Source organism: Variovorax sp. dw_954 (genome assembly GCF_018449755.1).
Lineage (GTDB): Bacteria > Pseudomonadota > Gammaproteobacteria > Burkholderiales > Burkholderiaceae_C > Variovorax.
In genome coordinates this window covers 479,506-505,793 of the sequence record NZ_JAAVVD010000002.1, presented here as the reverse complement: position 1 = coordinate 505,793, position 26,288 = coordinate 479,506, and the positions used below count along the sequence as shown (strand labels likewise).

General features: G+C 67.4%; 28 protein-coding genes. 18 read left to right on the top strand and 10 right to left on the bottom strand.

Going from position 1 to position 26,288, the window contains the following annotated elements; translation table 11 throughout:
• Nucleotides 1–57: 57 nt before the first annotated feature.
• The 14 genes from HB681_RS05470 (at nt 58) to HB681_RS05405 (ending at nt 13,779) form a co-directional block, all read left to right on the top strand.
• A complete protein-coding gene (locus tag HB681_RS05470) occupies nt 58–939 on the top strand; it encodes a LysR family transcriptional regulator (RefSeq protein WP_213953752.1) in 882 nt (293 codons plus the stop codon).
• A gap of 171 nt (nt 940–1,110) precedes the next feature.
• A complete protein-coding gene (locus HB681_RS05465) occupies nt 1,111–2,052 on the top strand; it encodes a class I SAM-dependent methyltransferase (RefSeq protein WP_213953751.1) in 942 nt (313 codons plus the stop codon).
• A gap of 176 nt (nt 2,053–2,228) precedes the next feature.
• Nucleotides 2,229–4,094, top strand: coding sequence for an ABC transporter ATP-binding protein (locus HB681_RS05460; RefSeq protein ID WP_213953750.1), 1,866 nt, complete (start codon nt 2,229–2,231; stop codon nt 4,092–4,094).
• Between the two features lie 331 nt (nt 4,095–4,425).
• Nucleotides 4,426–5,805 (top strand): DUF2868 domain-containing protein, encoded by a 1,380-nt coding sequence (locus tag HB681_RS05455; RefSeq protein ID WP_213953749.1) that lies wholly within the window; start codon nt 4,426–4,428, stop codon nt 5,803–5,805.
• A complete protein-coding gene (locus HB681_RS05450) occupies nt 5,802–7,211 on the top strand; it encodes a GTPase/DUF3482 domain-containing protein (RefSeq protein WP_213953748.1) in 1,410 nt (469 codons plus the stop codon). The genes HB681_RS05455 and HB681_RS05450 overlap by 4 nt, the downstream gene beginning before the upstream one ends.
• Nucleotides 7,208–7,771 (top strand): SRPBCC family protein, encoded by a 564-nt coding sequence (locus HB681_RS05445; protein WP_256734820.1) that lies wholly within the window; start codon nt 7,208–7,210, stop codon nt 7,769–7,771. The genes HB681_RS05450 and HB681_RS05445 overlap by 4 nt, the downstream gene beginning before the upstream one ends.
• Before the next feature lie 2 nt (nt 7,772–7,773).
• Nucleotides 7,774–8,529: a glutamine amidotransferase gene (locus HB681_RS05440; RefSeq protein WP_213953747.1), complete on the top strand. Its 756-nt coding sequence runs from the start codon at nt 7,774–7,776 to the stop codon at nt 8,527–8,529.
• Between the two features lie 28 nt (nt 8,530–8,557).
• The gene (locus HB681_RS05435; protein ID WP_256734819.1) at nt 8,558–9,199 is read left to right on the top strand and encodes a CDP-alcohol phosphatidyltransferase family protein; all 642 of its coding nucleotides are present in this window, start codon (nt 8,558–8,560) and stop codon (nt 9,197–9,199) included.
• Between the two features lie 26 nt (nt 9,200–9,225).
• A complete protein-coding gene (locus HB681_RS05430) occupies nt 9,226–9,819 on the top strand; it encodes a glutathione S-transferase family protein (protein ID WP_213953746.1) in 594 nt (197 codons plus the stop codon).
• Nucleotides 9,816–10,475, top strand: a complete 660-nt coding sequence (locus HB681_RS05425; RefSeq protein ID WP_213953745.1) for a histidine phosphatase family protein — start codon at nt 9,816–9,818, stop codon at nt 10,473–10,475. The genes HB681_RS05430 and HB681_RS05425 overlap by 4 nt, the downstream gene beginning before the upstream one ends.
• Nucleotides 10,476–10,484: 9 nt before the next feature.
• Entirely contained in the window at nt 10,485–11,447 is a 963-nt protein-coding gene (locus HB681_RS05420; RefSeq protein ID WP_213953744.1) for a DnaJ C-terminal domain-containing protein, read from the top strand.
• Between the two features lie 2 nt (nt 11,448–11,449).
• Nucleotides 11,450–11,776 (top strand): chaperone modulator CbpM, encoded by a 327-nt coding sequence (locus HB681_RS05415; protein ID WP_213953743.1) that lies wholly within the window; start codon nt 11,450–11,452, stop codon nt 11,774–11,776.
• 147 nt (nt 11,777–11,923) lie between these two features.
• Nucleotides 11,924–12,442, top strand: coding sequence for a hypothetical protein (locus HB681_RS05410; RefSeq protein ID WP_213953742.1), 519 nt, complete (start codon nt 11,924–11,926; stop codon nt 12,440–12,442).
• Nucleotides 12,400–13,779 carry a hypothetical protein gene (locus HB681_RS05405; protein ID WP_213953741.1) on the top strand — a complete coding sequence of 460 codons (1,380 nt, stop codon included), beginning with the start codon at nt 12,400–12,402 and terminating at the stop codon, nt 13,777–13,779. Before HB681_RS05410 ends, HB681_RS05405 begins: the two co-directional genes overlap by 43 nt.
• 123 nt (nt 13,780–13,902) lie before the next feature.
• On the opposite strand, the gene HB681_RS05400 is transcribed toward HB681_RS05405, so the two are convergent.
• The 4 genes from HB681_RS05400 to gtdA form a co-directional block, all read right to left on the bottom strand.
• Nucleotides 13,903–14,880, bottom strand: coding sequence for a tripartite tricarboxylate transporter substrate binding protein (locus tag HB681_RS05400; protein ID WP_213953740.1), 978 nt, complete (start codon nt 14,878–14,880; stop codon nt 13,903–13,905).
• Nucleotides 14,877–16,154, bottom strand: coding sequence for a 3-hydroxybenzoate 6-monooxygenase (locus HB681_RS05395; RefSeq protein ID WP_213953739.1), 1,278 nt, complete (start codon nt 16,152–16,154; stop codon nt 14,877–14,879). The genes HB681_RS05400 and HB681_RS05395 overlap by 4 nt, the downstream gene beginning before the upstream one ends.
• Before the next feature lie 15 nt (nt 16,155–16,169).
• Nucleotides 16,170–16,874, bottom strand: coding sequence for a fumarylacetoacetate hydrolase family protein (locus tag HB681_RS05390; protein WP_213953738.1), 705 nt, complete (start codon nt 16,872–16,874; stop codon nt 16,170–16,172).
• Between the two features lie 65 nt (nt 16,875–16,939).
• A complete protein-coding gene (gtdA, locus tag HB681_RS05385; protein ID WP_213953737.1) occupies nt 16,940–18,010 on the bottom strand; it encodes a gentisate 1,2-dioxygenase in 1,071 nt (356 codons plus the stop codon).
• An 85-nt stretch (nt 18,011–18,095) separates the two neighbouring features.
• Here gtdA and HB681_RS05380 point away from each other — a divergent pair, with 85 nt between their 5' ends.
• Nucleotides 18,096–19,004 (top strand): LysR family transcriptional regulator, encoded by a 909-nt coding sequence (locus tag HB681_RS05380; RefSeq protein ID WP_213953736.1) that lies wholly within the window; start codon nt 18,096–18,098, stop codon nt 19,002–19,004.
• 10 nt (nt 19,005–19,014) lie between these two features.
• Here HB681_RS05380 and HB681_RS05375 read toward each other — a convergent pair whose 3' ends face one another.
• Together HB681_RS05375 and HB681_RS05370 are read right to left on the bottom strand one after the other, a co-directional pair.
• Nucleotides 19,015–19,506: a GNAT family N-acetyltransferase gene (locus HB681_RS05375; protein ID WP_256354145.1), complete on the bottom strand. Its 492-nt coding sequence runs from the start codon at nt 19,504–19,506 to the stop codon at nt 19,015–19,017.
• Nucleotides 19,507–19,508: 2 nt separating this feature from the next.
• On the bottom strand, nt 19,509–19,973 hold the full coding sequence (locus HB681_RS05370; protein WP_213953734.1) for an EVE domain-containing protein: 465 nt from the start codon (nt 19,971–19,973) through the stop codon (nt 19,509–19,511).
• Nucleotides 19,974–20,063: 90 nt separating this feature from the next.
• On the opposite strand from HB681_RS05370, the gene HB681_RS05365 reads away from it, so the two are divergent.
• Nucleotides 20,064–21,263: a cation:proton antiporter gene (locus HB681_RS05365; RefSeq protein WP_213953733.1), complete on the top strand. Its 1,200-nt coding sequence runs from the start codon at nt 20,064–20,066 to the stop codon at nt 21,261–21,263.
• Between the two features lies 1 nt (nt 21,264).
• On the opposite strand, the gene HB681_RS05360 is transcribed toward HB681_RS05365, so the two are convergent.
• The gene (locus HB681_RS05360) at nt 21,265–22,539 is read right to left on the bottom strand and encodes an MFS transporter (protein ID WP_345944626.1); all 1,275 of its coding nucleotides are present in this window, start codon (nt 22,537–22,539) and stop codon (nt 21,265–21,267) included.
• Nucleotides 22,540–22,798: 259 nt separating this feature from the next.
• Between HB681_RS05360 and HB681_RS05355 the strand changes: the two genes are divergently transcribed.
• Nucleotides 22,799–23,149, top strand: a complete 351-nt coding sequence (locus tag HB681_RS05355) for a GFA family protein (RefSeq protein ID WP_213953731.1) — start codon at nt 22,799–22,801, stop codon at nt 23,147–23,149.
• 23 nt (nt 23,150–23,172) lie between these two features.
• Here the strand turns inward: HB681_RS05355 and HB681_RS05350 are convergent, their stop codons facing one another.
• Nucleotides 23,173–23,646, bottom strand: a complete 474-nt coding sequence (locus HB681_RS05350) for an MAPEG family protein (protein ID WP_213953730.1) — start codon at nt 23,644–23,646, stop codon at nt 23,173–23,175.
• Between the two features lie 22 nt (nt 23,647–23,668).
• The gene (locus tag HB681_RS05345; RefSeq protein WP_213953729.1) at nt 23,669–24,388 is read right to left on the bottom strand and encodes an MBL fold metallo-hydrolase; all 720 of its coding nucleotides are present in this window, start codon (nt 24,386–24,388) and stop codon (nt 23,669–23,671) included.
• A gap of 130 nt (nt 24,389–24,518) precedes the next feature.
• On the opposite strand from HB681_RS05345, the gene HB681_RS05340 reads away from it, so the two are divergent.
• Nucleotides 24,519–25,205 carry a TetR/AcrR family transcriptional regulator gene (locus tag HB681_RS05340; protein WP_213953728.1) on the top strand — a complete coding sequence of 229 codons (687 nt, stop codon included), beginning with the start codon at nt 24,519–24,521 and terminating at the stop codon, nt 25,203–25,205.
• A 36-nt stretch (nt 25,206–25,241) separates the two neighbouring features.
• Here the strand turns inward: HB681_RS05340 and mmsB are convergent, their stop codons facing one another.
• Nucleotides 25,242–26,138, bottom strand: a complete 897-nt coding sequence (gene mmsB / locus HB681_RS05335; RefSeq protein WP_213953727.1) for a 3-hydroxyisobutyrate dehydrogenase — start codon at nt 26,136–26,138, stop codon at nt 25,242–25,244.
• Between the last annotated feature and the right edge of the window lie 150 nt (nt 26,139–26,288).

Sequence of the window (26,288 nt, the reverse complement as noted above, 5' to 3'; positions counted from 1 at the left end):
CCTGCAGAATTCGAGAGCGATCGATTCAATGATTCATTTCTCCACAGGAAACCATCCATGGACCGCCTGACCAGCCTGCGCGTCTTCCGCGAGGTCGTCGACGCCGGCAGCTTTGCCGCCGCGGCGGAGCGCCTCGCCATCTCCGCGCCCATGGCCAGCAAGCATGTTGCGCAGCTGGAGAAGTCGCTCGGCGCGCGCCTGCTGAACCGGTCGAGCCGGCACCTGAGCCTGACGGAGGCCGGCAGCGCCTGGTACGCGCAGAGCAGCCAGGCGCTGGACCTGCTGGATGCGGCGCAAGCCTCCATCGGCCAGCGTGACGAAACGCCGCGCGGGCAGCTCAAGGTCAGCGCGCCCGTCTGGTGCGCCACGCCGCGCTTCGCCCGCCTGCTGGCGGACTACCGCGAGCGCTGCCCCGAGGTGCTGGTCGACATGCACCTGGAGAACCGGAAGGTCGACCTGGCGGCGGACGGCCATGACCTGGCGCTGCGCGCCACCCACGAGCCTTCGCCCGCGCTGATCGCGCGACCGCTGTGCAAGGTGCAGTTCCACCTGGTGGCCGCGGCGGCGCTCGTGGAACGCGTCGGCACGCCCGCCGTTCCCGCCGACCTGGCGCGGCTCGGCGCCATCGTGCCGAGCTACGTCAACATCGAGGGACTCTCGCTCAAGGCAGCGGGCGGCCGGCAGGCGCCGCTGCGGCTGGCGCCGGTGCTGCGTTCCGACGACACCACTCTCAGCCTGCACGCAGTGCGCGCGGGCATGGGCATGGCCTTCCTGCCCGAATGGCTGGTCGACGACGACCTGGCGCAGGGGCTGCTCACGCGCCTCGTGCCCGACTACAGCGCGCCCGCGGTGACGCTGTTCGCGGTCTACACCAGTCGGCAATACATGGCGCCGAAGCTACGCAGCTTCATCGACTTCCTGGCGCAGCGCTTGTCGTGATGTACCGGATCAAGGCAGCAGCGCCCTGCCACCCTTGCCCTTCCAGGCGCGGCCAGCAAATCGAGATGCAACGATCTCATCGGGTGCAGCGAAAGGGTTCAGCCAAGGCCCTGTACAAAACATCGAGCGAGTTCGACACTCCGCATCCCGCACGACACCCGAGGAAAGTCATTGAATCCAGCAGACCCCAGCCGCACCGCACTTGCCACCTCCATGATGCGCGCAGTGCATTCGCGCACGGCCCCCAGGCCCGTGATCGACGACCCCTGGGGCGATCGCCTTGTGCCGGACTCCGTCCGCGCCGCCGCCCTGCAGACAGTGCTCGCGCGCATGGATTCCGAAGCGCGCGCGAAGGCACTGCAGGCGCCCGAGGCGGTGCTGGACGCTGCGTTGCGCGCCAATGCGGCCCACGCGGACGTCATTGTCCGGACGCGCTATGCGGAGGACGCGCTGGCAGCGGCTGCGCAGCGCGGCATCGACCAGTACGTGATGGTCGGTGCGGGCTTCGACAGCTTTGCGCTTCGCCAACCACCGTATGCCGAAGCCATGACGATCTTCGAAATCGACCATCCCGCGACGCAAGGGATGAAACGGCGGCGCCTGGACGAGTGCGGCGTGCATGTGCCGGACAACCTGCACTTCATCGCCGCGGACCTGGCCAGCGAAGGCCTCGACGCGGCGCTCGCCAGGTCATCGTTCCAACCCGGGCGGCCCACCTTCTTCTCATGGCTGGGCGTCACGATGTACCTCACGCGCGAGGCCAATCTCGCAACCTTGCGCGCCATCGCCTCGTGCGCAGCGCCCGGCAGTGAACTCGTCTTCAGCTACGTGGACAACGCCGTCTTCACGCCAGGGCACGCGCGCAGCGAGGCGTTCCGGCAACTCCAGGCTTCGGTCGCGTCGGCCGGCGAGGCATTCCTGTCTGGGTTCGATCCCACGACGCTCGAGGAAACGCTTCGCGAGACCGGCTTTCTGCTGCTGGAAGACTCAAGCGGCAACGAGACGGTCGCGCGGTACGACGAGACCGGCATCAACGGGCTGCGTTCAAGTGCTGCGGCGCATCTTGCGCATGTGCGAGTCGTCGGTGAAGCGCGTCAGCACAACGCGCCATAGTATTCAGCGCCACCCTACGGCCGATCGGCGCCCGCCCTCGGCAGCAGCCGCTTGATCCGCTGGCGCACCAGCGCGGGCGGAACGTGCGCCATCGCCCTGTCAAAGCCTCGGTTCCCCGCTTGGCCCAAAATCACCTCCCCGCACGAAGACCGTGTTGCGCCAGGAGCCGACTCCCCTTGTTCCGCCTTTTCGAAAAACTCCTCCACCCCTACCCGCCCTCCGAGCCCACGCTGCCGCCCTCGGGCTTCTTCGCCTTCGTCTGGGCCTGCACGGATGGCGTGCGCAGCAAGATCCTGGCGATGGCCTTGCTCACCGCAGTCATGTCGTCCTTCGAGGCATTGCTGTTCGCCATGCTCGGCCGCATCGTCGACTGGCTGGGCGGGCAGGACCCGGCGCGGCTGTGGCAGGAGCGCGGCGGCACGCTGATGTGGCTGGCCTTCGCGCTCGTCGCGAGCATCGGCGTGGTGGCGCTGCAGACCATCGTCAAGCACCAGACCCTGGCGGTGAACCTGCCGATGCGCCTGCGCTGGAACTTCCACCGGCTCATGCTGGGCCAGAGCATGGCCTTCTACCAGGACGAGTTTGCCGGCCGCATCACGGCCAAGGTCATGCAGACCGCGCTGGCCGTGCGCGACACCATCTTCGTGCTGGCCGACGTGCTGGTGGCCATGGCGGTCTACGTCGCCACCCTGATCGTGCTGGCGGCGGTGCTCGACCGGCAACTGATGCTGCCCTTCATCGCGTGGCTGCTGCTGTACATCGTGCAACTCTGGTTCTTTGTGCCGCGGCTCGGCCAGATCGGCAAGGCCCAGGCCGATGCGCGCGCGATGATGACCGGCCGCGTGACCGACGCCTACACCAACATCGCCACCGTCAAGCTGTTCTCGCACACGCACCGCGAGGCTGGCTTCGCACGCTCCGCGATGCAGGACTTCATGCAGACCGGCTATGGCCAGATGCGGCTGGTGAGCGCCTTCGAGATCAGCAACCACATGCTGAGCATGGGCCTGACCGCCGGCATGGCGGGCACCGGGCTGTGGCTGTGGTCGCAGGGCTCGGTGGGCATTGGCGCGGTGGCCGCATCGACCGCGATGGCCTTGCGCCTCCAGGGCATGTCGCACTGGATCATGTGGGAGATGACCAGCCTGTTCGAGAACATCGGCACCGTGCAGGATGGCATGAAGACGCTCTCGCGTCCGCGCAGCGTGCTCGACGCGCCCGATGCCGTCGCACTCGACGTGCCGCACGGCGAAGTCCGCTTCGAGCATGCGGTGTTCCGCTATGGCACGGAGGCGGAAAAGGGCCGCAACGTGATCGATCACATGAGCCTGACCGTCGCGCCGGGCGAGAAGATCGGCCTGGTCGGCCGCTCGGGCGCGGGCAAGTCCACGCTGGTCAACCTGCTCCTGCGCTTCCATGACCTGCAGGGCGGACGCATCCTCATCGACGGGCAGGACATCGCCCATGTCACGCAGGACTCGCTGCGCGCGCACATCGGCATGGTCACGCAGGACACGTCGCTGATGCACCGCTCGGTGGCCGACAACATCTCCTATGGCCGGCCCGACGCCGGCGCCGCGGCGGTCCGTGCAGCAGCAGAGCGTGCCGAGGCGCACGACTTCATCCAGACCCTCAGCGACGCCAGCGGCCGCCGCGCCTATGACGCCCATGTGGGCGAGCGCGGCGTGAAGCTTTCCGGCGGCCAGCGACAACGCATCGCCATCGCGCGCGTGATGCTGAAGGACGCGCCGATCCTGCTGCTCGACGAAGCCACCAGCGCGCTGGACTCCGAGGTCGAAGCCGCGATCCAGGCCAGCCTCTACCAGCTGATGGAAGGCAAGACCGTGATCGCGATCGCGCACCGGCTTTCGACCATCGCGGCCATGGACCGGCTCATCGTGCTCGACGAAGGCCGCATCGTGGAGCAAGGCGACCACAGGACGCTGTTGGCGCAAGGCGGGCTCTATGCGCGGCTGTGGTCGCACCAGAGCGGCGGCTTCCTGGGCGAGCTCGACGAGGAAGCGCAAGAAGAAGCGGCCTGATTCCTACACCACGCGACCACGCCCGCCGACAGCTTTGGCGCGCAATGCGCCTAAAACTTGAGTGGTCTTAAACAGAGGAGTCCTCCGTGAATTCCATCATCTATATCGTCGGGCTGGTCGTTGTCGTGGTTGCGGTGCTTTCGTTCTTCGGCCTTCGCTGAACGCGCCCACACTCGACGAGAGAGATTCCGCCTGACGGGACTCTGACCAGGTCCGTGGAGGACTTGATCGGAGTCTCCGAAAGGCGGCACTCGACGGGCTGCCTTGGCAGCCCTTTTCCATGGGGCAGCGCCGGGCATAATTTCAGCGCTCTGATGCCCAAGGGACGCTATTGAACACCGCACTGCGCGAAACCGATTGGCTGCTGAAGGATGCGGTGGTCACCGAGGCGGTGCAACTCGTCGAGCAGGCCGGGCCGCTCGACGACGCCGCCGCGCTTCGCGATGCGGTCGTTACGCAAACATCCCCCGCAGGCCGCATTGCCCGTCGCGCCGCTGCGCTTGGCGAGCGCATTGGTCTGCAAGCCGAACTGCGACGTGCGCGGCATTGGGCGCCCTGGGTCGGCTTGGGGATCGTGCTGGTGGTCGTGCTGGCCGGGCTGTCGCTGGCGGGCAATGTCGTCGGCGGCAGCGAGCGCCGCATCAACATCATGGTTGCGCTCGCGAGCCTGCTGGGCGTGCACCTGCTGACACTCCTCCTGTGGCTGGCCGGGCTGGTGCTGCCGCTCACCTCGTTCAACACTTCGCTGGGATGGCTGTGGATGGCCTTGACCGCGCGCGTCGCTGGCGGAAAGCGGGGCCAGACGCCCATGCTCCTGCGCGCGGCCACGCAGTTGCTCGGGCGCGCGCGGCTGGTGCCCTGGGCCTTCGGCTTCGTGAGCCATTGCATCTGGGCCTTGTCCTTCGCGGTAGTGCTGGCCGCGCTGCTCTTCGCGCTGGCCTTTCGCAGCTACACGCTGAACTGGGAGACCACGATCCTCGAACCCGGTTTCTTCGTGAATGGCGTGAAGTGGCTGGGCTGGGCGCCGGGCCTGCTGGGCTTCCCGGTGCCGGACGCGAGCACCGTGCTGGCCCCCATTGCCGGCGCGGCGGAGCAACGCGACTGGGCGCTCTGGCTTACCGGCTGCATCGTGACCTACGGCCTGCTGCCGCGCGTGTTCTTCGCCGTCGTCAGCGCGCTGGTATGGCAGCGCCGCAAGCGCCGCCTGCGGCCGGACCTCGCACAGCCCTACTACGTCAAGCTGCTCGCGCGCCTGGAGGCGATGGCGCCGGCCCGCATCGTCGATGGCGACCCCGGCTTCGTTCGTGGACAGTCGCCGATGGGCCTGGGTGCCGGCGAGACCAGCGACAGGCAGGTGCTGGTCGGCTTCGAGCTGCCGGAAGAAGCGCCGTGGCCGCCCGCCGGCCTGCCGCCCGCCGTCGCGCCGGTGCTGCATGTCGACGGCAGCGCCGGCCAGCGCCACGCCCTGCTCGCCACCATCGGCCGGCTGCGCCCGCGCACCTTGCTGATGGCCTGCCACGCCGCATCGAGCCCCGACCGCGGCACCGAGCGCCTGCTGCGCGAATTGCTCGCGCATTGCGGCGAATGTCGCCTGTGGCTGATGGCCGGTGACGAAGCCGCGCGCGGGCGTTGGCGGCGCTGGCTCGGCGACGTGGGGCTGGACCGCATCGAAGCCTGCGACGACCTTGCGGCGACACTGCGAAGCTCATGAACGACACCAGCATCCGCATCGCCGTCGTCGGCCACACCAATGCCGGCAAGACTTCGCTGCTGCGCACGCTCACGCGCCGCATTCGATTCGGCGAAGTGTCGGAGCGCCCCGGCACCACGCGCCATGTCGAGAAGATCGCGCTGGAAGTGGCTGGCCGCGCAGCCGTGACCTTCCTCGATACGCCGGGCCTGGAGGACGCGGTCAGCCTGCGCGAGCACCTTCAAGCCTTCACCGCCCGCGCGCCGACGCCGCCGGAGCGCATCCGCGCCTTCCTGCAAGGCCCGGAAGCGCATGGCGCCTTCGAGCAGGAGGCCAAGGTGCTGCGCGCGATGCTCGACGTCGACGCGGCCTTCCTGGTGATCGATGTGCGCGAACCGGTGCTGCCGAAGTTCCGTGCCGAGATCGAGTTGCTCAACTCCTGCGCGCGGCCGGTGCTGCCGGTGTTGAACTTCGTGCGCAGCGACGCCAGCCGCGAGCCCGCGTGGCGCGAACTGCTTTCCGCCTACGGCCTGCATGCCGTCGTGCGCTTCGACGCCGCCGCGCCCTTCGTGGGGGCCGAACGCGCGCTCTACGAGGACCTGGGCACGCTGCTGCGCGAGCGCCGCGAGCAACTCGCCCGCGTCGCCACGTCGCTTTCCGCCGAGGCCGGCGAACGCCGCGACGCCGCCGCCGCGCGCATCGCGGAACTGGTGGTCGACGTAACCACCGTGCGCCGCACCGTGCCATCCGGCGAATTCAACGATCCGACGCGGCGCCAGAAGCTCATCGCCGACCTGCAAGCCACCGTCTCCAGCAAGGCACAGCGTTGCGCAGACGACCTGCTTGCGCTCTATGGCTTCCGCGAAGGCGACGCCGACGAGGCGCCGCTGCCGCAGCTCGAAGGCCGCTGGAGCATGGACTTCTTCAGCGCCGAGGCGATGAAGGACGCCGGCCTGCGCCTGGGCAAGGGCGCGGCGGTCGGCGCTGCCGTCGGCGTGGTGGCGGACATGGCATTGGCCGGCCTGTCGCTGGGGGCGGCCACTGCCCTTGGCGCGACGATTGGCGGGGCGTTGTCGCAGGGCTTCGGGCCGATGGGCCGCAAGCTGGTCAACCTGATGAACGACGTGCAGGAGCTGACCGTGGAAGACCGCGTGCTGCAAGTGCTCGTGGCCTGGCTGCTCGCCTTGGTCCATGCGCTGGAGCAACGCGGCCACGCAGCCACGGGCCGCATCGCCGCATCGGCCGACCCGCAGGGCGAGCCATTCATCGGGCACCGCCTCGAAGCCATCGTCGAAGCCGCCGAGCCGGCGCGCGGCCACGCGGATTGGGAGGCTGGCCTGGGCACGCGCTGGTTCGCCCCGACCGAACGCCGGGAACTGGTCGACGAGGTGGCACGCGCCGTGCGTCCGGCCATCGAGCGGTCTTGAACAAGGAGCACACCGTGATGAAGGAAGACCTTGGCGATGTCACAGCGCCTGGCACCCTGCGCTTCGAGCGGCTGTTGCCCGTGGGCATTCACCGTGCGTGGGCCCACCTCGTGGAGCCCGAATTGCGCGCGCATTGGCTGGCCGGTGGCGCCATGGGCACGCAGCCTGGCGATGCTTTCGAGCTGCTGTTCGACCACACGGCGCTCAGCGGCGAACAGGCGCCCGAGCGCTTCAAGCAGTTCCGCGCGCCCGTGTCGCAAGCATCTCGCGTGCTGCAGATGGAGGAGCCGCATCTGCTGGTCCTGGCCTGGCGCAACGACGCCAACGGCCCTGGGGGTTCTGAAGCAAGGTTCGAACTGACAGCCCAGGGCGACAAGCAGACCGCGCTGCATCTGACGCACAGCGGCCTCCGCGGCGTGGCAGAAACGCGCGACGTGGCGGCCGGCTGGCATGCGCACCTGGGCGTGCTGCTCGACGTGCTGCACGGTCGCATTCCACGCCCCTTCTGGTCGCACCTGGACAAGGTCGCGGCCGAGTACGAAGCAAGCATCACCGAATGAACATGGAAGACGCCCTCCCCCATCCGCTCGTCATCGTCAAGGCCGGCGACACTTTCGACGAACTGCGCAACGAACACGGCGACTTCGAGCACTGGATTGCCGAGGGCCTCGGCGACACTTGCCTGCCGGTGGTGGTGCTCGATCCGCGCCGCGGCGATACGCTACCGGCGCCCGCGCAACTGTCCGCCGTGGTGCTGTCCGGCTCGCATTCGATGGTGTCGCACCGCGAGGACTGGAGCGAGGCCACCGCGGCCTGGCTCGCAAGCGTGGTCCGGCAGGGCAAGCCGGTGCTCGGCATCTGCTGGGGTCACCAGTTGCTGGCCCATTCGCTCGGCGGCGAGGCGGACGACCATCCCGGCGGCCTGGAGATCGGCACCGTGACGGTGTCGCTCACCGACGCGTCCACCGACGATCCGCTGTTCCAAGGCCTGCCGCGCGAGTTCCCGGCCAACGTGGTGCATCGGCAGAGCGCGCTGCGGCTGCCGCCCGGCGCCGTGCGCCTCGCGGGCAATGCCTTCGAGCCCCACCAGGCCTTTCGCGTCGGGGAGCGCGCCTGGGGCGTGCAGTTCCATCCCGAGTTCGACGCCGCCGCGATGCGCGGCTACGTCGACGCGCTGGCCGAGGACCTGCGCGCCGAAGGCGTCGACCCCGATGCACTGCGCGAGGACGTCCGAGCGACGCCTGCCGCCGCGCAACTGCTCGGCCGTTTCGCCCGACTGGCCGAAGCGCAGGACGCAACGGCGTCACGCTTGCGTTAAGGTGCACTTGTTCCCCCGGAGGTCCCTCATGCCCCTGCCCAGCCCCGCCACCCGGCCCCGCAAGCACTTCTCGATGATCCGAGGCTTTCACCTGGCCGACGCCTTCACCCTCGGCAACGCGGCGTGCGGCGTCGGTGGCGTGTTCCTTGCCATGGCCTATGCGGCCAAGGCGGACCTCCCCCTGTTCATGTGGGCGGCGGCGCTGGCACCCGCAGCCTTCATCTTCGACGTGTTCGACGGCCGCATCGCGCGCTGGCGCCAGACGCATTCGGCGCTCGGCCGCGAACTGGACTCGCTGGCCGACGTGATCTCCTTCGGCGTGATGCCCGCGGCGCTGGCCTTTGCCGCCGGCGCCAACGGCGGCTGGGATGCCGCGCTGCTGATCTATTTCGTCTGCTGCGGCGTGAGCCGGCTGGCCCGCTACAACGTCACGGCCGAGGCACTTTCCGAAGGCGCCGACAAGGTCAGGTACTTCGAAGGCACGCCCATCCCGACCAGCGTGGTGCTCGTGGGCGTGTTGGCATATGCCGCGTGGAAGGGCAATATCGGGGCCACGCTCTGGGGCGGCGCATGGACGCTCGGCCCCTGGGTGCTCCACCCGATCGCCTTGCTGTTCGCGCTGTCGGGCACGTTGATGATCAGCAAGACGCTGCGCATCCCCAAGTTCTGAGGAGCGCAAGCCATGAGGAGACGAGCATGCAGCTCTACTACAACCCGCACAGCCGCGCCGTCACTGCCAAGTGGATGCTGGACGAATGCGGCATCGACTACGAACTGGTGAACATCGACTTCAGCAAGCGCGAGCACAAGCAACCCACCTTCCTGCAGATCAACCCCGCCGGCAAGCTGCCGGCGCTGGTGGACGGACACACCCGCCTCTTCGAATGCGCGGCCATCTGCATGTACCTGGCCGAGCGCTTTCCGCAAAAGCGCCTGGCGCCACCGGTGGGCGCGGATGACCGCGGCCGCTACCTGTCGCTGATGGTGTATTCGACCTCGCAGCTCGAACCCGCGATGAGCGATGCCTTCATGAAGATCACGCCCACCGCTGCGCGCGGCTGGACGGGCTTCAGGGAGGCAGTGCACGTCGTGGAACGCGAACTGGGCTACGGCCCCTGGCTGCTGGGCGCCCAATTCACCGCGGCCGACATCATGATCGGCTCCGTCTTCATCTGGCAGAAACTCTTCGGCGGCCACTCGGGCAGCGCCAAGATCGACTCCTACATCAAGCGCCTGCTGGCCCGGCCCGCGGCAATGAAACTCGGCACAGCCTCCAGCAAGACTTCATGAGCAGCACCCACGCCGCATCCCTCGTCACCCCCGCCCACTTCCATCCCGACGGGCTCGACCTGCTGGTCCAGCTGGCTGCCGCAGAGCCGATCGCGCCCGCCTGCGACCACTTCTATTTCCTGCGCCACGGCCAGACCGGGCGCAACGCGCTGCGCATCTTCCAGGCGGCCGACGAGCCCCTGAGCGAACTCGGGCTGGCGCAGGCAGCGCAGGCCGCGAGCGTGCTGGCCGGGGAGACCATCCGCAGCGTCGTCTGCAGCGACGCGCCGCGCGCCCACGTCACGGCGCAGACCGTGGCGGCGCCGCACGGGCTGGTGCCGGCCGCCGACGCGGGCTTGCGCGAGCGGCATTTCGGCGCGCTCATCGGCACCTCGTCGGCCAACATCGACTGGGCCTGCGAGCCCGAGGGCGGCGAGACGCTCAAGCAGTTCGTCGACCGCAAGCGCGTCGCACTCGCCGCCGCGCTGGCCCAGCCTGCGCCCGTGCTCGTGGTCGCGCATGGCGGCAGCCTGTTCGTGCTGGCCGCGCTGCTTGGCGTGAAGATCGACCTGAGCGTCCTCGGCAACGCGCAGCCATTGCGATTCGAGCGCAACGGCCCCATCTGGTCGATCAGGGCGCTGCAGGCCAAGGGCGACGCAGAATCCGCCATTGCATAACCCGACACCATGGAATTCAAGGACTACTACAAGACCCTCGGCCTCGAGCGCGGCGCCACCGAAGACGAGGTCCGCAAGGCCTACCGCAAGCTCGCGCGCAAGTACCACCCCGACGTCAGCAAGGAAGCCGACGCCGAGGTGAAGATGCGCGACATCAACGAGGCCAATGACGTGCTGCGCGACAAGGAAAAGCGCGCTGCCTACGACGCGCTGGCCGACCGCGTGGCGCGCGGCGGATCGCCCGAGGGCGACTTCCAGCCGCCACCGGGCTGGGACACCGGCTACGAGTTCCACCGCGGCCCGGGCGCCGGCCCGGCTGACCATGCCGACTTCAGCGAGTTCTTCTCGTCGATCTTTGGCGCCGGTGAGCGGCGAGGCGCTGCGCGCCAGAACATGCGCGCACGCGGCGAGGACCATCACGCCGCCATCGAGATCGCGCTGGAAGACGCGCTCAACGGCGCCGAGCGCGAGATCACCTTGCGCGCCCAGACCATCGACGCGCAAGGCATGCCGCAGTGGGAGAACCGCACGCTCAGCGTGAAGATCCCGCCCGGCGTGCGGCCCGGCCAGTTCATCCGCCTCGCGGGCCAGGGCATGCCCGGCCACGGCGGCGAGCCGGCCGGCGACCTGTACCTGGAGGTGCGCATCGCACCGCATGCGCACTACCGCATCGAGGAGCGCGACCTGTACATGACGCTGCCGGTGACGCCGAGCGAAGCGGCGCTGGGCGCCAAGGTCGAAGTGCCGACGCCGACCGGCGGCGTGGTCGAGGTGACCGTGCCGCCTAATGCGCGCAACGGCATGAAGCTTCGGCTCAAGGGGCGCGGCCTGCCGGGCAAGACGCCGGGCGACCTGTACCTGCTGCTGGAAATCGCGCTGCCCCCCGCCGACAGCGATGCCGCCCGAGCCGCCTACGAGGCGCTCGCCAAGGCCTCGCCTTCCTTCAACCCACGCCGCCATCTGGGAGTTTGATCATGGCGACTCGTTCCGTGATTGCGACCACCACGGTGGTCAGTTCCTCGCAACCCCTGGCTGTGGCCGAGTTGGCCCACGCCTGCGGCGCCGACGTCGCCTGGGTGGTGCAACTCGTCGAGGTGGGCATCGTGCAGGCGCGCATCGAACAACAGCATGCGCCGCCGGCCCAATGGCGCTTCGGCAGCAGCGACCTGCAACGCGCATTGGCCGCGCGCCGGCTGGAGCGGGACTTTGGCGTGGGGCTGGATGCGGCTGCGCTGATCCTGGACTTGGAGCATGAAGTGCGCAGGCTCAAGGCGGTGCTGGCGTCGCGCGGCGTGGACTGACCATCCGCCCTTCGCGCGCTGCAGCCCAGGCGCAGCGCGTGACCTGTCCATTCATTTGATGACGCACCGAGCCCTCGTCGCTTGACCCCGCGTGCCGATGCCCTCAGGCTGTGATCCCGCCTTGTGGGGCCGCATTGGAGCGCAGCAATGAGCTATCAGGACATGAACAACGGCCGCCTTGGCGTGGGCGGCAACAAGAGCTCGATCGACTACCAGGAAGGCGTTGCGGCCCGGGACCGGCAACGCGAGCAGGCGCAGCGCGAGACCGCGCATGCCAGCAGGCCGTACTCAAGCGGAACGACCGATACCTATCGCCCCGGCACCTGGCACGCGCCCGGCGCCAGCGCAGGCGGCGGCCCGACTCTGGTGCAACCGGAGACCCTGGCCACCTCGGCAAAGTCAGGCGCCGGGCTGTTCGCGGTCCTCTGCGTCGGCTACATGCTGCTCCAAGGGGGCTGGACGCTCGGCAGCCTTGCGGTCTACGCGGGGGTGGGGGCGGTGGCGGGCGCGCTGGCGGGCGCGGCGCTGTACATCGCGCTCAAGGTGCTGGCTGTCGCGGCAAAGGTCGCCGGGGCCCTGCTGGTCATCGGCATCGTCCTGCACTGGCTGGGCGTCATCAACCTGTGGCCGATGCTCGCAAAGGCCAGGCACCTGCTCGGACTGTAATTGGCGGCTTGAAACCAGGCGACGTGCGAACCTTGAAGGAGCGGACCATGAAAGCAGCGCCAAGGGCAATCGTTGTTCCCCCTTCAGCGTGGCGCCGCGCCCACTCGCCGTTGCTCGCACTCGCCGCAGTGCTCCTCGCCGGCACAGCAGGGGCCGTCGATCAATGGATCGGCACCCCCACGGGGGCGGACTATTTCCGGGAAAACGCCAACGCCGCGATCCGCGATGCGATCGCATACAAGGGAAAGGCCGCGCAGTTCGAGGCCACGATCCAGGCTGCGCGCGAAGCCTACTTTCTGGCACCGCCGGCCAACCGAAGTGCCGCGGGCGCCGAGTTCGCCACGCGGCTTTTCGAAAAGGACATCGTCCTTGCCCAGGTCCTGGTCATCGATGGCGTCAATCCCCATTCGGACGCCGTGAACAAGCTGACCGCGGCACTGAATGGAGGGCGCGAACTCGACGGCGGCATTCCCCGTCCCGCCAAGGGCTCCTTCATGAGCTGGGTAAGGAGCATGCGCGGCGAACTGGGCGCGCGTGGCGACGATCAACTGATCCTCTTTGACGAAGCCGCATTCGCGAAGGCGCTGCGCGCAACCGAACCGCAGTACACGGCCTACCGTGCCGAACGAGACCAAGCGGAGATCAATCGTTGGGCCGGACAACATCCCACGCAAGAGGAAAAGGACCGCAAGCTCCCGCTGCGTGCCTCCAGGCCCCTTCCACCCAGCACCTTCATGCGCTTGAAGGATTCGCCGCCGCTCTTCAAGGTGGAACTGAAAAAGAGCGACGATGCCGGCGCCCTGATGCTCAACTGCGAATACGGCCCGTACCTCAATGCCAACGGCGAGCAGGACTACAGCAGCTACCTGTTCTGGAAATCGCGGCCGCCGGAAAACGTCCAATGGCTCATGGCCCGAGGGGTGGCCGACATGACCCGGGTTCAGGATCGCGCCCTCGAAGAGTGTCCCGCCCTCGAGGAGGATGCGCGCAAGGCCGCCAAGGTGCCGCAGAAGATCTTCCCGACCGAGGAGATGAGGAAACAGGCGCACGCGGAAGGCGATGCTCAGTGGAAGGCATCGCGGCCCGATATTTTTGGCAGGCCGGTGCCCGCCGCGCGAACCGCTCCGCCGGCCAACCGCATCGCGGAAGGCTCCGACCCCGACGCGAACCAGAAGACGCAGGCGCAAATCTCCCAGGAGCGCATCGCCAGGTCGCGAGAACAACAAGTGGCAGGCAGGGCGTGCTACACCGAATACGCCTCGAACCGAGCCTCCGACCCGGCCGGCGCGCGGGACAGATGGAGTGCATGCCTGCGCGCGGTCAGGGCTACGCCGTAGTTTCAGTTTCGGGTCGGAGCAAGCTCGCGCGTCAACGCGCCCTGGTATGTCACGAGACGACGGGCTTGCCAATTACTCTGTGCAAGACGGGCAGGCAACCGTTCCGAGTACCGCAATGGCGCCTCAATCCAGGCTGATATTCCCCCGCACCACCAACTCCCCATACACCTTCGACTTGGCCTCCACGTTCCGCGCGATCTCCTCCGGCGACCAGGCCAGCGGCTCGAAGGCGAAGGTGTCGAAGCGGGCGCGGATGTCGGGGTCGGCGATCACCTTGGCCATGTCCGCGTTGATCTTCGCCTTGATGGCCGCCGGCACGCCCTTGGGCGCGACCAGCGACACGAAGGAGTTGACCTCCAGCCCCGCAGGTCCGCCGGACTCGCCGATGGTCGGCACGTCCGGCATCTGAGGCACCCGCCTGGGCGCGGCGACCGCGATGTAGCGCAGCTTGCCGGCCTTGTAGATGCCCGCGCTCGACGGGAGGCTCGCGAAGGCCCAGGCGATGTCGCCCGAGCCGACGCTGGCGTACAGCTGCGACACCTCCTTGTACGGCACGTGCTGCATGCGCAGGCCGCCCGCCATCGCTTCGAGTTGCTGAGCGCCAAGGTGGCCGGGGCTGCCGATGCCCCATGAGCCATAGCTCAGCGCATCGGGCCTGGCCTTCGCGTCGGCGACCAGGTCGGCCATCGACTTCCACTTCGATTCGGTCGGCACCGCGACGAAGAAGGGTGTGCGAAACAGCGACGCCACCGGGTCGAAGGTCTGCAGCGGCTTGAAATTGCGCGACTTGTAGAGGTGCGGCAGCGCGGCAAGGTGCTCGCTGTCGAGCTGCAGCAGCGTGTAGCCGTCGGGTGCGGCGCGCGTCGCCTGTTCGATGGCGATGAAGCCGGCGCCGCCCGGCTTGTTGTCGATCACCACGCGCTGGTTCCACAGCTTCGAGAGCTTGTCGGAGACCAGGCGCAGCACCGCGTCGGGCCCGCTGCCCGCGGCAAAGGGCGTGACGATGGTGACGGGCTTCGACGGGTAGTCCGTGGCCTGGGCCAGCACCGGTGCGCTGAAGAATACGGCGGCGATGCCGGCCAATGCGAAGCGTGTTTTCATGATGTCGTTGCGGTCTCTTGCTGGATATGGATTTCTTTGGGCAGGGCGGGTTGTACCGCGGCGGCGTCGAGGCAGCGTTCGGGGCGCCAGCCGTAGAGCCATTCGACCGCATCGTGAAAGCGCTGCTCCGAGCGGCCTGGCCACAGGCTGTTGCGAACGAGCCGCTCCACGCCTTTCGCGTGATAGAGCCTGCCCATCTCGCGCACCGACAGCACCACACGCGCCGTGCGCGCCGCACGCGCCGATTCGTAGAGGCGAAAGGCGCGTGGCAGGTCGTCGGTGCCGTCTTGTTGCGAACGACATGCGCGAATGGCCTCGCCCAGCGTGACCGCATCCTCGAGCGCCATGCACGCGCCCTGCGCGAGGTACTGCATCATCGGATGCGCCGCATCGCCGATCAGCGTGGCCGGGCCTTGGCCCCAGTCCAGCACCGGCTCGCGGTCGGCCGTGCTCCAGCGCTTCCACGAGGTTGGGCGGTCGAGCAGTTGGCGCGGGGTGGGATGGATGCCCTGGAAGTACGACAGCACCTCTTCCTTGCTGCCTTCGGTGACGCCCCACTCCTCCTTGTCGCGACTGTGGAAGGTCACGACCAGGTTGTACTGCTCGCCCGCGCGCAGCGGGTAGTGCACCAGGTGGCAATCAGGGCCGGCCCACACCACGGGCGCGTTCATGCGCAGCTCCGGTGGCATGTCGGCGGCCGGCACCACGGCCCGGTAGACCACATGGCCGGACACGCGCGCCTCGTCGCCGACCAGCCTGGCCCGCACCACCGACTTCACACCGTCGCAGCCCACCACGGCACCGGCGCTGAAGCGGCGACCGTCCTTCGTGGTCACTGTCACGCCGTCGTCGCGGATATCGACCTCTGCCACCGCCGCGCCGGTGTGAAAGCGGATGCGCGGATCACTGCGCACCGCGTCGAATATCGCGCCGTGCAGGTCGGCACGGTGGCTCACCGCATAGGGATTGCCGAAGCGCTTGCGAAACGATTCGCCCACCGGCACCGAAGCCACTTCGGTGGCGTCGACCGCATCCATCATCACGAGGCGATCGGTGAACACCGCCTTTCGCCGCACCTCATCGCCCACACCCAATGCGTCGAGCGCCGCGAAGGCATTGGGGCCGAGTTGCAGGCCGGCCCCGATCTCGCCGATGGAGGAGCTTTGCTCCAGCAGTTCGACCTGCAGGCCGAGGCGCGCCAGCGACAGCGCAGTGGCCAGCCCGCCGATGCCACCGCCGACCAGCAATACCGATGCACGTTCAGGATGCGTCATGGTGGATTTGCTCCTTCAGTCGATGCGAACGGACAGCGGCGAAAAGCCGTCGATCCGCACGGTGATGGTCTCGCCGCGCTTCACCGCGCCCACGCCTTCGGGCGTACCGGTGAAGATCACGTCACCGGGCTGCAAAGCGAACAGCGTCGACAGGTTCGCGATGACTTCGCTCACCGACCAGATCAGGTTGCGGATGTCGCTCTTCTGGCGCGTAGCGCCATCGACTTCGAGCGTGATGGCGCCGGCGTTGTATTCGCCCATCTTGCTGATCGGCCTCACCGGGCCGATGGGCGCGGAATGGTCGAAGGCCTTGCCTATTTCCCAGGGCCGGCCCTGCTCGCGCATCTTCATCTGCAGGTCGCGCCGCGTCATGTCGAGGCCGACCGCGTAGCCGTAGATGTGGCTGGCCGCCTGCTGGACCGGGATGTCGCTGCCGCCCTTGCCGATCAGCACGACGAGTTCGGCCTCGTAGTGGTAGTTGGCCGTCTGCGCCGGATACGGCAGCGCAGCCGTGGTGCCCGCGGGCACCGGGATCACCGACGCATCGTCGTTCGGCTTGCAGAAGAAGAACGGCGGCTCGCGGTCCGGGTCGAAGCCCATCTCGCGCGCATGCGCCGCGTAATTTCGGCCGACGCAGTAGACGCGGCGCACGGGGAACAGGTCGGTTGAACCTTCGACCGGCAAGCCGACGACGGCCGGCGGTGTGATGACATAGGACATGGTGCCTCCTGCCGCAACGATGGCGGCGAATGGTTGAGATGGAAAGCGGTCGCGCAGTGCGCGACTCAGAAGGCTTCGCGCAGGATGCCCATGGCCTGTTGCACCGGGCGATCGGAAAAACTGAACAGCACGACCTCGTCATCCGCCGACAGCTTGAGCGGCGCCCACGACGGCACGACGAAGGTATCCCGCGGCCCGAACGCCAGCCGCTGGCCGCCGATGTCGGCCGTGCCGTGGCCTTCGACCACGCTGTAGACCGCGCCATCGGTCTGCCGATGCGCCTTGCCGGCAAAGCCCCCGGGCAGCAGTTGCAGGAAGGTCGCGATGGTCGGCATCGGCGAGCCGCCGGTCAGCGGGTTGATGTAGCGCAGCTTGTGGCCGTGCCAGGCGTCCGGCGCTTCCTGCCGTTGTAGTGTGGCCAGCGCCTCGCGGCTGCGCGCATAGGAATAGTTGAAGATCGGCGACGTAGGCGACTGGTGGTCGTGTTTCACCGGCACCATGTTGTGGCCGAAGCGCGCCATGCTGTGACCTTCGGGCACCGCCACCTTCTGCGCCTTCGCATCGTCGTTCTCGGCAAAGCCTGCATCGAAGAAGCGCACCATCGGGATGTCGAGCCCGTCGAGCCACACCACCGGCTCGCTGCTGCCGCCGATGCCCTCGTTGCCATGGTCATGCCAGGCCCACGAGGGCGTGATGATGAAGTCGCCGGGGTACATGGTGGTGCGCTCGCCGCCCACCGTGGTGTAGGCGCCCTTGCCGTCGACGATGAAGCGCAGCGCCGACTGCACATGCCGATGCGAGGGCGCGATCTCGCCCGGCATGATGAGTTGCAGGCCCGCGTAGAGCGACTGCGTGATCGACGAGCGCCCCGGAAGGGCCGGGTTCTCGAGCACCAGCACGCGGCGCACCGCTTCCTCGGCCGTGATGAGCGCGGCGGATTCCATCAGGAAGGGGCGGATCTCGTCGTAGCGCCAGATCGCCGGCACGCACGGCGTCTGCGGCTCGCGCGGCACCAGCGCGTGCAGTTCTTCCCACAGCGGCGTGAGGCCGAGCGGCTTGATTCGGTCGTAGAAGTCCTGCCGCTCGGGTGGACGCGCGGCGGCTTGGGCGGGGCGGTTGGCAACGGCGGTGTTCATGGAGCGGATTGTTCGCCGCCGCCACTATTCCTTCAAGCACACTGGCGGATACTTCGAATTGCGTTTTTGAATACTGGAGCAAGCGATGGCAAAGCTGGACGTGGAGTGGCTGGCCGTGTTCGACGAGGTCTACAAGACCGCGAGCGTGTCGAAGGCGGCGGACCGTCTCGGCATGGCGCAGGCCGCGGCCAGCACCGCGCTCAACAAGCTGCGCGCGCACTTCGACGACCGGCTGTTCGCGCGCACCGCGCAGGGCATGCAGCCCACGCCGCATGCTCAGCAGATCTACCCAGCGCTGCGCGAGGCATTGGCCCAGCTCGCACTCGCGCGCGGCAGCCAGGCGGCGTTCGACCCTCATACGGCGGATCGCCACTTCCGCATCTGCCTGACGGACATCAGCGAGGTGGTGCTGCTGCCCCGGCTGCTGAACCATGTGCGGCGCGAGGCCCCCGGCGTGCAGATCGAGACCGAGATCGTCTCGACCGCCAGCGGCCGTCGCTTGGAGGACGGCGAGGTCGACCTGGCCGTCGGCTTCATGCCGCAACTGGAGGCCGGCTTCTACCAGCAGGTGCTGTTCCGCCAGAACTTCGTCTGCCTCGTTGCGAAGGACCATCCGCGCATCGGCCAGAAGCTCACGCGCAAGGCCTTCGCCGCCGAGGCGCATGCGCTGGTTTCGTCTTCAGGCACTGGTCATGCCATCGTCGACAAGACCATCGCGCGCCACGGCATCGAGCGGCGCATCGCCGTGCGCCTGTCGAGCTTTCTCGGCGTGGCGCGCATCGTGGCGCAGACCGAGCTGATCGTTGTCGTGCCGCGCATCCTCGGGCAGATCCTGGCGACGCAGGAACCGGTGAAGCTGGTCGAGCCGCCGATCGCGCTGCCGGCCTATGCCGTCAAGCAGCACTGGCATGAGCGCTTTCATGCAGACGCCGGCAACGCCTGGCTGCGCCGCACGATCGTCCAGTTGTTCGGCGAGGGCGGAACTGGCGCGTGAGCGAATGCGCCTATGCGCCGGTACGAAGCTCGTAGCGGGCAAAGGCCACCGAACCCTTCTGGATGCAGCTGTGCAGGGTGAAGCCGAAGCCTTCGTACAGCGTGCGCAACGCCGTGCGATCCGCCACGCAATCGAGGCGCAGATAAGGCAAACCCATGCTTTCGGCCCGCGCCTTGGCGAAGGCGAGCAGCGCAGCGGAGACGCCCTGGCCCGCCCACTGCCGGCGCACCGCGAGCTTGTGGATGAAGGCCGAACTGCCGCTGTCGATCTCGGGCCAGAAGTACGGGTCTTCCAGATCGAACCTCGCGACTCCCACGATCTCGCCACCCTTGTCACGCGCGGCGAAGAACAGCCCCGCCGCCACATCGCGCAGCACGCGCTCGTCGCTGACGGCCGACGCGACCCACAGCGCCCTGCCGCCATCCGCCAGCCATTGCGCGGCCTCCTGCAGCACAGCCGCAACCTGCGGCGCGTCGGCGACCGCGGCCTGCCGGATGTCCAGCATCAGGCCAGCATCTTGTCGACGATCAGGTGCCAGTGCACCGCCTCGACCGGCGTGATCGACAGCCGGTTGCCCTTGCGCAGCACCAGCATGTCGGCCAGCGCGGGTGTGTCGCGCAGTCCCGGCAAGGCCAGCAGGCGCGTCTTGCGCAGGGCCTGCACGTCGAGCAGCAGCCAGCGCGGGTCCTCTGGCTTCGACTTGGCGTCGTAGTACGGCGACTTGGCATCGAACTGTGTCGGGTCGGGCCGCGTTGCGGAGGTCACGCGCGCGATGCCGTAGATGCCGGGCTCAGGGCAACTGGAGTGATAGAACAGGACGCCGTCGCCGACCTTCATCGCATCGCGCATGAAGTTGCGCGCCTGGTAGCTGCGCACGCCGGTCCACGGCACGGTGGCGTCGGGGGCGGCCAGCGCGTCGTCGATCGAGCATTCCTCGGGTTCGGACTTCATCAACCAATAGTTGGGCATGGCATGTAACGTCTGTTGTGAGCCGGGGCCCGATTTTGCCGTGGCAAACTGCGGCCCGCTTCGCGACCTCGCCTCCCCCTTGTCCTGCCAATGAGTACTTCCGAAATCTTCCTGATCGCGATGCTGATCATCTTCACCGGCCCGTACCTGATCTGGCGGCTGGGGCGCACCGAGTACTTCGCGCCGCTGGTGATCGTGCAGATCATCACCGGCGTGCTGCTCGGTCCCGGCGTGCTGGGCGCCATCTATCCGGACTACTACAACTTCGTCTTCAGCGCGCCGGTGATCCAGTCGCTCAGCGCCATCGCGCAATGGGGGGTGATGCTGTTCGTCTGGATTGCCGGCATCGAGCTCGACCTGCGCGAGGCGTGGACGCATCGGCGCGAAAGCGGCATCACGGCCGGTCTTGCGCTGGGCGTGCCGCTGGTGTTCGGCAGCGTCGCCGGCATCGGGATGGCGATGTACCCGGGATGGATGGGCGCGCAGGCGCAGACCTGGCAATTCGTGCTGGGCATCGGCATGTCATGCGCCGTGACCGCGCTGCCGATCCTGATCCTGCTCATGGAGAAGCTCCACATCCTCCGCCAGCCGATCGGCCAGCGCATCCTGCGCTATGCGAGCCTGGACGACATCGCGATCTGGAGCGTGCTGGCGCTCATCCTGCTGGACTGGGAGCGCGTCGGCAGGCAGGTCGCGTTCCTCGCGTTGTTCGCTATGGCCAGCGCCGCCTTCCGCTGGCTGATGGTGCGCATTCCGGAGCCGGATCGCTGGTATGCCGGCATCGTCTGGCTGGCCGCCTGCGGGCTGGGCGCCGACTGGTGCGGCCTGCACTACATGGTGGGCGCCTTCATTGCCGGCGCGGTGATGGATTCGCACTGGTTCGACCAGGCCGACATGGACTCGCTGCGCCACAAGCTGCTGATGGTGGTGATGCCGGTGTACTTCCTGAGCACCGGGCTGCGCACCAACTTCCAGGGCGGCGGCGCCGCGGTGCTCATCGCCGCGGCGGTGCTGCTGGTGGCATCGGTCGGCGGCAAGCTGATCGGCACGCACATCGCAGGCCGCGTCCTTCGATGGAAGCCCGGCGAAGGCTCCCTGGTCGGCTGGCTCCTGCAGACCAAGGCGCTGATCATGATCGTCTTCGCCAACGTGCTGCTCGACAAGGCCCTGATCACCAACGCGACCTTCACCGCACTGCTGCTGATGGCCGTGGCCAGCACGATGCTGACCGTGCCGGTCGTCTCGCCCAAGCTGGCGCGGATGAAGGAGATCGTGTTTCGCAACCGTTAGATCAGGCGCGCACCGCTTGGGCGCCGAGTTCCGCCCGCTTGTCGTGGCCGATGACGAGCACCAGCGCAAAGGCGACGACCGACAGCAGCGCAAGGAACAGCACCGCATAGAAGTCGTTGCCCATCTTGTCCTTCAGCATGCCGAAGATCGTCGGGCCGATGTAGCCGCCGAGGTTGCCGATGGAATTGATCCACGCGATGCCGGCCGCCGCCGCCACGCCGCTCAGCAATGCGGTCGGCACGGTCCAGAACACGGGCAGCGCGGCGAAGATGCCGAACGCGGCGAGCGTCACGGCCGCCATCTTCGGGATCGGCGCGGAGATCTCGGCCGCGGCAACCAGCCCGACGAAGATGCAGGCCAGCGGGATCAGCAGGAACACCTTGCGCTCCTTCGTCGCGTCGGACCAGCGGGTCCAGAACAGCATCGCGATCGCGCCGATCAGGTACGGGAAGGCGTTGATGAAGCCGATCTCCACGTTGCCCAGCCCGCCGAAGCCCTTGATGATCTGCGGCAGGAAGAAGCCCAGGCCGTAGAGCGGCACCGTGATGCCCATGTAGACGAAGCCCAGTGCGATCACGCGCCAGTTGAACAGCGACTGCGTCCACGAGATCTTGTGAATCGACTCGCGGTTGCGGCGCTCGGCCTCGAGCGTGCCCTGCAGCCAGTCGCGCTCTTCCGTGGTCAGCCACTTCGCGTCCTTGGGGCGGTCCGGCAGGTACAGCAGCACGAAGAAGGTCAGGACCAGCGCCGGCACGGCTTCGAGGATGAACAGCCATTGCCAGCCGTGCATGCCGTTCACGCCTTCCATGTTCAGGATGAAGCCCGAGATCGGCGAGCCGATCACCGTCGAGATCGGGATCGCGAACATGAACCAGCCCACGATGCGTGCGCGGTACGCCGCCGGAAACCAGAGCGTGATGTAGAAGATCACGCCGGGGAAGAAGCCCGCTTCGGCAATGCCGAGCAGGAAGCGGATCACGTTGAAGCTCGTCGCCCCGCCGACCCAAGCCTGCGCGGCCGAGATCAGGCCCCAACTGAACATGATGCGGGCGATCCACCTGCGCGCGCCGAAGCGCTCCAACGCCAGGTTGCTCGGCACTTCGAACAGGAAGTAGGCGATGAAGAAGATGCCGGCGGCGCTGCCGAAAATGGCGGCGGTGAAGCCCAGGTCTTTCGACATCGAGGCGCCGGCAAAGCCCAGGTTCACCCGGTCGAGGTAAGCGACGAAATAGCTGACCATGAGCAGCGGCAACAGGCGCCAGCTGACCTTGGACACGGTTCTTTGCTCTATCGAATTCACATTTATTCTCCGGTGTTTTAATTTGTGACGCACAAGCGTCGGCAGGTTATACCGCGCGCGGCGCTCGCGTGCTTGCGACCATGGCGACCGGTGCCGGGCGCAGCGGCGCACCCTGACCGACGCTTGCATTTGCACCATCGCCGGTGGCTTGACAACACCCCCGGTCACTTCAATACTCAACCCTTTGGTTGACTATTGAAAACCCGATCCACCAGTTCGACCCAAGAGGCCTGACATGACCCATCAAGGAAGTTGCCACTGCGGGCGCAACAAGTTCGAGGTCGAAGGCGATATCGCCTCCGTCACCGAGTGCAACTGCTCGATCTGCCAGCGCAAGGGCGCGTTGCTGTGGTTCGTCTCGCGCAGCGCCCTGCACCTGCTCTCACCCGAGTCGGACGGCAGCGTCTACCAGTTTCACACGCATGCGATCAAGCACCACTTCTGCCCGCATTGCGGCATCCACACCTACGGCGAAGCCAAGACGCCCGACGGCAACACGATGGCGGCCATCAATGCACGTTGCATCGAGGGCATCGACTTGCAGGCAATCCCGGTCCAGCACTTCGACGGCCGCTCGATGAAGTAAGGCGTGCGGAAGTCCGATCGGGCTCAGCGCCAGACGCCGAGCGCCGAAAGCAGCGTGCGCACCGTCATGAAGACCAGGATCAGCGAGCCCACCGTCCACAGCGTGGCGCGCATGTCGTGGGTCTGCGCGCTCAGGTAGGCCGCGAAGTGAAGAAACCGTGACACGACATACCCATACAGCAACACCTGCGCCAGCAGCAACGGCGGGCCGGTCAGCACGTACAGGAAACCGGCGGCCAGGAAGAACGGCAGGTTCTCCAGATCGTTGAGATGAATGCGCCGGATGCGCTCGACTGGCTCGTGGGGTTCGAGCTGCCGCGCATCGGGGTGCGGATTGAGCGGCGTCTTGCGCAGGTCCTCGGGCGAGCGGAAACCGCCATTGACCTGCAGCATGCGCGCGACGGTCAGCCAGGACATCGCCACCGCCTTGAGGATCATGAGCGTGGCGGCGATCGCGTAGGTCGCGAACAGCGGGTCTTGCAGGCTCAGTTTGTCCATGGTGCTTTCCGATCGCGTGGGGTCAATGCATGCGGATCATGGCCTCGTACGCATCGGCCAGTTGCTCGAGTGCTTCGCTGCAGCGACCGCGCCTGGACGATCCATGCATCAGCGCCAGCGTCTGCGGTTCAAGTCTTGCGAGGGCGCGAATCGTCGGCGCTGTCGCCAGTGAAAGCGACGTGGCATGGAACAACTCCTCCGCCGCCAGCGCGGGGCCGACGATGTCGCCTTCGATGAGGGCCGGGCCATTGCCACAGTGCGTGAACAGGTCGCCGCAGAACAGGGTTCCGGTGCTTTCCTCGAACAGCACGCGCGCTTCCCAGTTGTGCGGCACATGGGGCGTGTCGATGTGCCTGACGCGCTTGCCGCCCAGGTCCATCACCTCGCCATCGGCCAGCTTGCGCGGCGGCCGGTCGCAGAGGTCGTCCAGCGACACCATGCAGCCGGTCGCGCCGTGCGCGACTTCGGCCTGCGGTGCGGCCGCGAGGAATTCGTTCATGGCGCCGCATTCGTCGGCCTCGACATGGCCGAAGGTGATCCAGCGCAGGCGTTTCAGCGCAACGATGCGCGCGACGGCCTCGGAGACCAGCGGGAACATGCGTCGCGGCCCCGTATGAAACAGCAGCGGCTCGTCGGCGTCGATGAGGAACTGGTTGAAGGTGAAGCCGCCGGGCGCTGCGTCAGGGACGCAGGTCGAGATGCGGTAGATGCGGTCGGCGATCTCATGGGTGCTGGCTTGCATGGTGGCTCTCCATGGGGCGGATGCGAAAGCATGTTCTTTTTTCTACCATCAGTCAATAATTTTTCTTTAGGTTGGTTTTATTGCCCGTTGGTGGAATAATTCGATCGAACCGCCCCTCCAATCGCCCGACATGTCCGCGCCGAAGCCACGCCCCACCCCCGACGAAAGTCCGGCAGTCACGGCGCGCGTGGCCCGTCGCGAGCAACGGCGCAACCGGTCACGAGAGGAAATCCTGGAAGGCGCACGTCGCGTGCTGTTGCGAAGCGGGATCTCCGCCACCACGCTGGACTCCGTCGCCAGGGAAATAGGCGTGTCGAAGGCGGCGCTCTACTACTACTTTCCGTCGAAGGATGCGCTGCTGTTCGAGTTGGTCTACGGGGCCCTCGACGCGCACGCCCAGGCGGTGCACGGCGCCACCGGGAAGGCGCGCAATGGCGGCGACGCGCTGCGCGCCATCGTGCGTGAGACGGTCCATGCATTCGCGCCGCGCATCGACGACTTTCGCCTGGCCTTCCTCCACGGCCAGGTCGCCAGCCCGGGCTCGGTGCATTGGGACGAGCAGCAGTTCCAGCGCATTCGTCCGCTCAACGACCTCTGCTTTGCCGACGCCGCGAAGATGCTCGCCGAAGAACGGAAAAAGCGCCCCGGCCGGGCGCGCGTCGAACCGAGGCTGATGGCGTTCCTTGCTTACCTCGCGGCCGTGGGAATGCTCACGATGAAGGGCATGGTCGAGAGCGTGGACGACCCGCTCGCCTATTCCGACGAGCAGCTCATCGAAGGCTTCGCGCGCGTGTTCGAGGCTGCCGCTGGGCCTTAGCGCATGCCGGAGCGGCGGCCCGCCGAACCGCTCAAATCAGTCGGCCTTTTGCAGCAGCTTGATGACGCTGGAGAAATCCAGCGCACCGTTGCCCGCGAGGCTGTGTGCGGCATAGAGGTTGCGCGCCATGCCGCCCAAGGGCGTTGCGGCGCGCACAGCGGCGGCGTTCTCCTGCGACAGGCCCAGGTCCTTCAGCATCAGGTCGGTCCCGAACCCGCCGGCATAGTTCTTCGACGCGGGCGACGTGTCCATCACGCCCGGCATCGGGTTGTACTTTTCGAGGGCCCAGTTGCCGCCCGAACTGCGCCGCATGATCTCGGACAGCACCTTCGGGTCGAGCCCGTTGGCCACACCAAGGGCGAGCGCTTCGGATGTGCCGATCATCAGGATACCGAGCAGCATGTTGTTGCAGATCTTGGCCGTCTGGCCGGCCCCTGCCTCGCCCGCGTGGAAGATGTTGGCACCCATCTTTTCCAGCACGGGACGGGCGCGCTCCAGGTCTTGCACGCTGCCGCCGACCATGAAGGTGAGCGTGCCCGCGATCGCACCGCCGGTACCGCCTGACACGGGCGCATCGATGACCGCGATGCCCCGCTTGCCCGCGGCCTCGGCGACCTTGCGCGATGTGGCCGCGGCAATGGTGCTGCTGTCGATGACCAACGTGCCCGGCGCGATGTGTTCGAGCAGCCCGGGCTTGCCGTCCCCGCCGAGGTAGAGCCCTTCGACATGCGCACTGGCCGGCAGCATGCTGACGACCACTTCGGCGCCTGAGACGGTGTCGGCGGCCGAAGTGGCAATGGGCAACCCTTCGGCCGCGAACTTTTTGCAGGCCTCGACCGAAAGATCGAAGGCGCTCAGCGCGTGGCCCGCCTTGAGCAGGTTCAGGGCCATCGGGCCGCCCATGTTGCCAAGGCCGATGAATGCGATCTTCATGTTGTACGTCTCCAAGGGTGTAGTGAATACGGGATCGGGCAGCCGGCCGCGAAGGATGCAAAGGTTCCGCGAAGGACGCGAAAGAACTCGAGGAAGAAAATCTGGTATTCCTTTCGCGTCCTTCGCGAAACCTTCGCGTCCTCTGCGTCC

Bases quoted from the DNA above. Each gene is read 5' to 3' on its own strand.
- HB681_RS05340 (WP_213953728.1), top strand. From the start codon at position 24,519: ATGTCCGCGCCGAAGCCACGCCCCACCCCCGACGAAAGTCCGGCAGTC.
- HB681_RS05415 (WP_213953743.1), top strand. From the start codon at position 11,450: ATGGCGACTCGTTCCGTGATTGCGACCACCACGGTGGTCAGTTCCTCG.
- HB681_RS05370 (WP_213953734.1), bottom strand. From the start codon at position 19,973: ATGCCCAACTATTGGTTGATGAAGTCCGAACCCGAGGAATGCTCGATC.
- HB681_RS05435 (WP_256734819.1), top strand. From the start codon at position 8,558: ATGCCCCTGCCCAGCCCCGCCACCCGGCCCCGCAAGCACTTCTCGATG.
- HB681_RS05395 (WP_213953739.1), bottom strand. From the start codon at position 16,154: ATGACGCATCCTGAACGTGCATCGGTATTGCTGGTCGGCGGTGGCATC.
- mmsB (WP_213953727.1), bottom strand. From the start codon at position 26,138: ATGAAGATCGCATTCATCGGCCTTGGCAACATGGGCGGCCCGATGGCC.
- HB681_RS05425 (WP_213953745.1), top strand. From the start codon at position 9,816: ATGAGCAGCACCCACGCCGCATCCCTCGTCACCCCCGCCCACTTCCAT.
- HB681_RS05400 (WP_213953740.1), bottom strand. From the start codon at position 14,880: ATGAAAACACGCTTCGCATTGGCCGGCATCGCCGCCGTATTCTTCAGC.
- gtdA (WP_213953737.1), bottom strand. From the start codon at position 18,010: ATGAACACCGCCGTTGCCAACCGCCCCGCCCAAGCCGCCGCGCGTCCA.
- HB681_RS05440 (WP_213953747.1), top strand. From the start codon at position 7,774: ATGGAAGACGCCCTCCCCCATCCGCTCGTCATCGTCAAGGCCGGCGAC.
- HB681_RS05380 (WP_213953736.1), top strand. From the start codon at position 18,096: ATGGCAAAGCTGGACGTGGAGTGGCTGGCCGTGTTCGACGAGGTCTAC.
- HB681_RS05430 (WP_213953746.1), top strand. From the start codon at position 9,226: ATGCAGCTCTACTACAACCCGCACAGCCGCGCCGTCACTGCCAAGTGG.
- HB681_RS05365 (WP_213953733.1), top strand. From the start codon at position 20,064: ATGAGTACTTCCGAAATCTTCCTGATCGCGATGCTGATCATCTTCACC.
- HB681_RS05350 (WP_213953730.1), bottom strand. From the start codon at position 23,646: ATGGACAAACTGAGCCTGCAAGACCCGCTGTTCGCGACCTACGCGATC.
- HB681_RS05355 (WP_213953731.1), top strand. From the start codon at position 22,799: ATGACCCATCAAGGAAGTTGCCACTGCGGGCGCAACAAGTTCGAGGTC.
- HB681_RS05470 (WP_213953752.1), top strand. From the start codon at position 58: ATGGACCGCCTGACCAGCCTGCGCGTCTTCCGCGAGGTCGTCGACGCC.
- HB681_RS05390 (WP_213953738.1), bottom strand. From the start codon at position 16,874: ATGTCCTATGTCATCACACCGCCGGCCGTCGTCGGCTTGCCGGTCGAA.
- HB681_RS05420 (WP_213953744.1), top strand. From the start codon at position 10,485: ATGGAATTCAAGGACTACTACAAGACCCTCGGCCTCGAGCGCGGCGCC.
- HB681_RS05345 (WP_213953729.1), bottom strand. From the start codon at position 24,388: ATGCAAGCCAGCACCCATGAGATCGCCGACCGCATCTACCGCATCTCG.
- HB681_RS05450 (WP_213953748.1), top strand. From the start codon at position 5,802: ATGAACGACACCAGCATCCGCATCGCCGTCGTCGGCCACACCAATGCC.
- HB681_RS05410 (WP_213953742.1), top strand. From the start codon at position 11,924: ATGAGCTATCAGGACATGAACAACGGCCGCCTTGGCGTGGGCGGCAAC.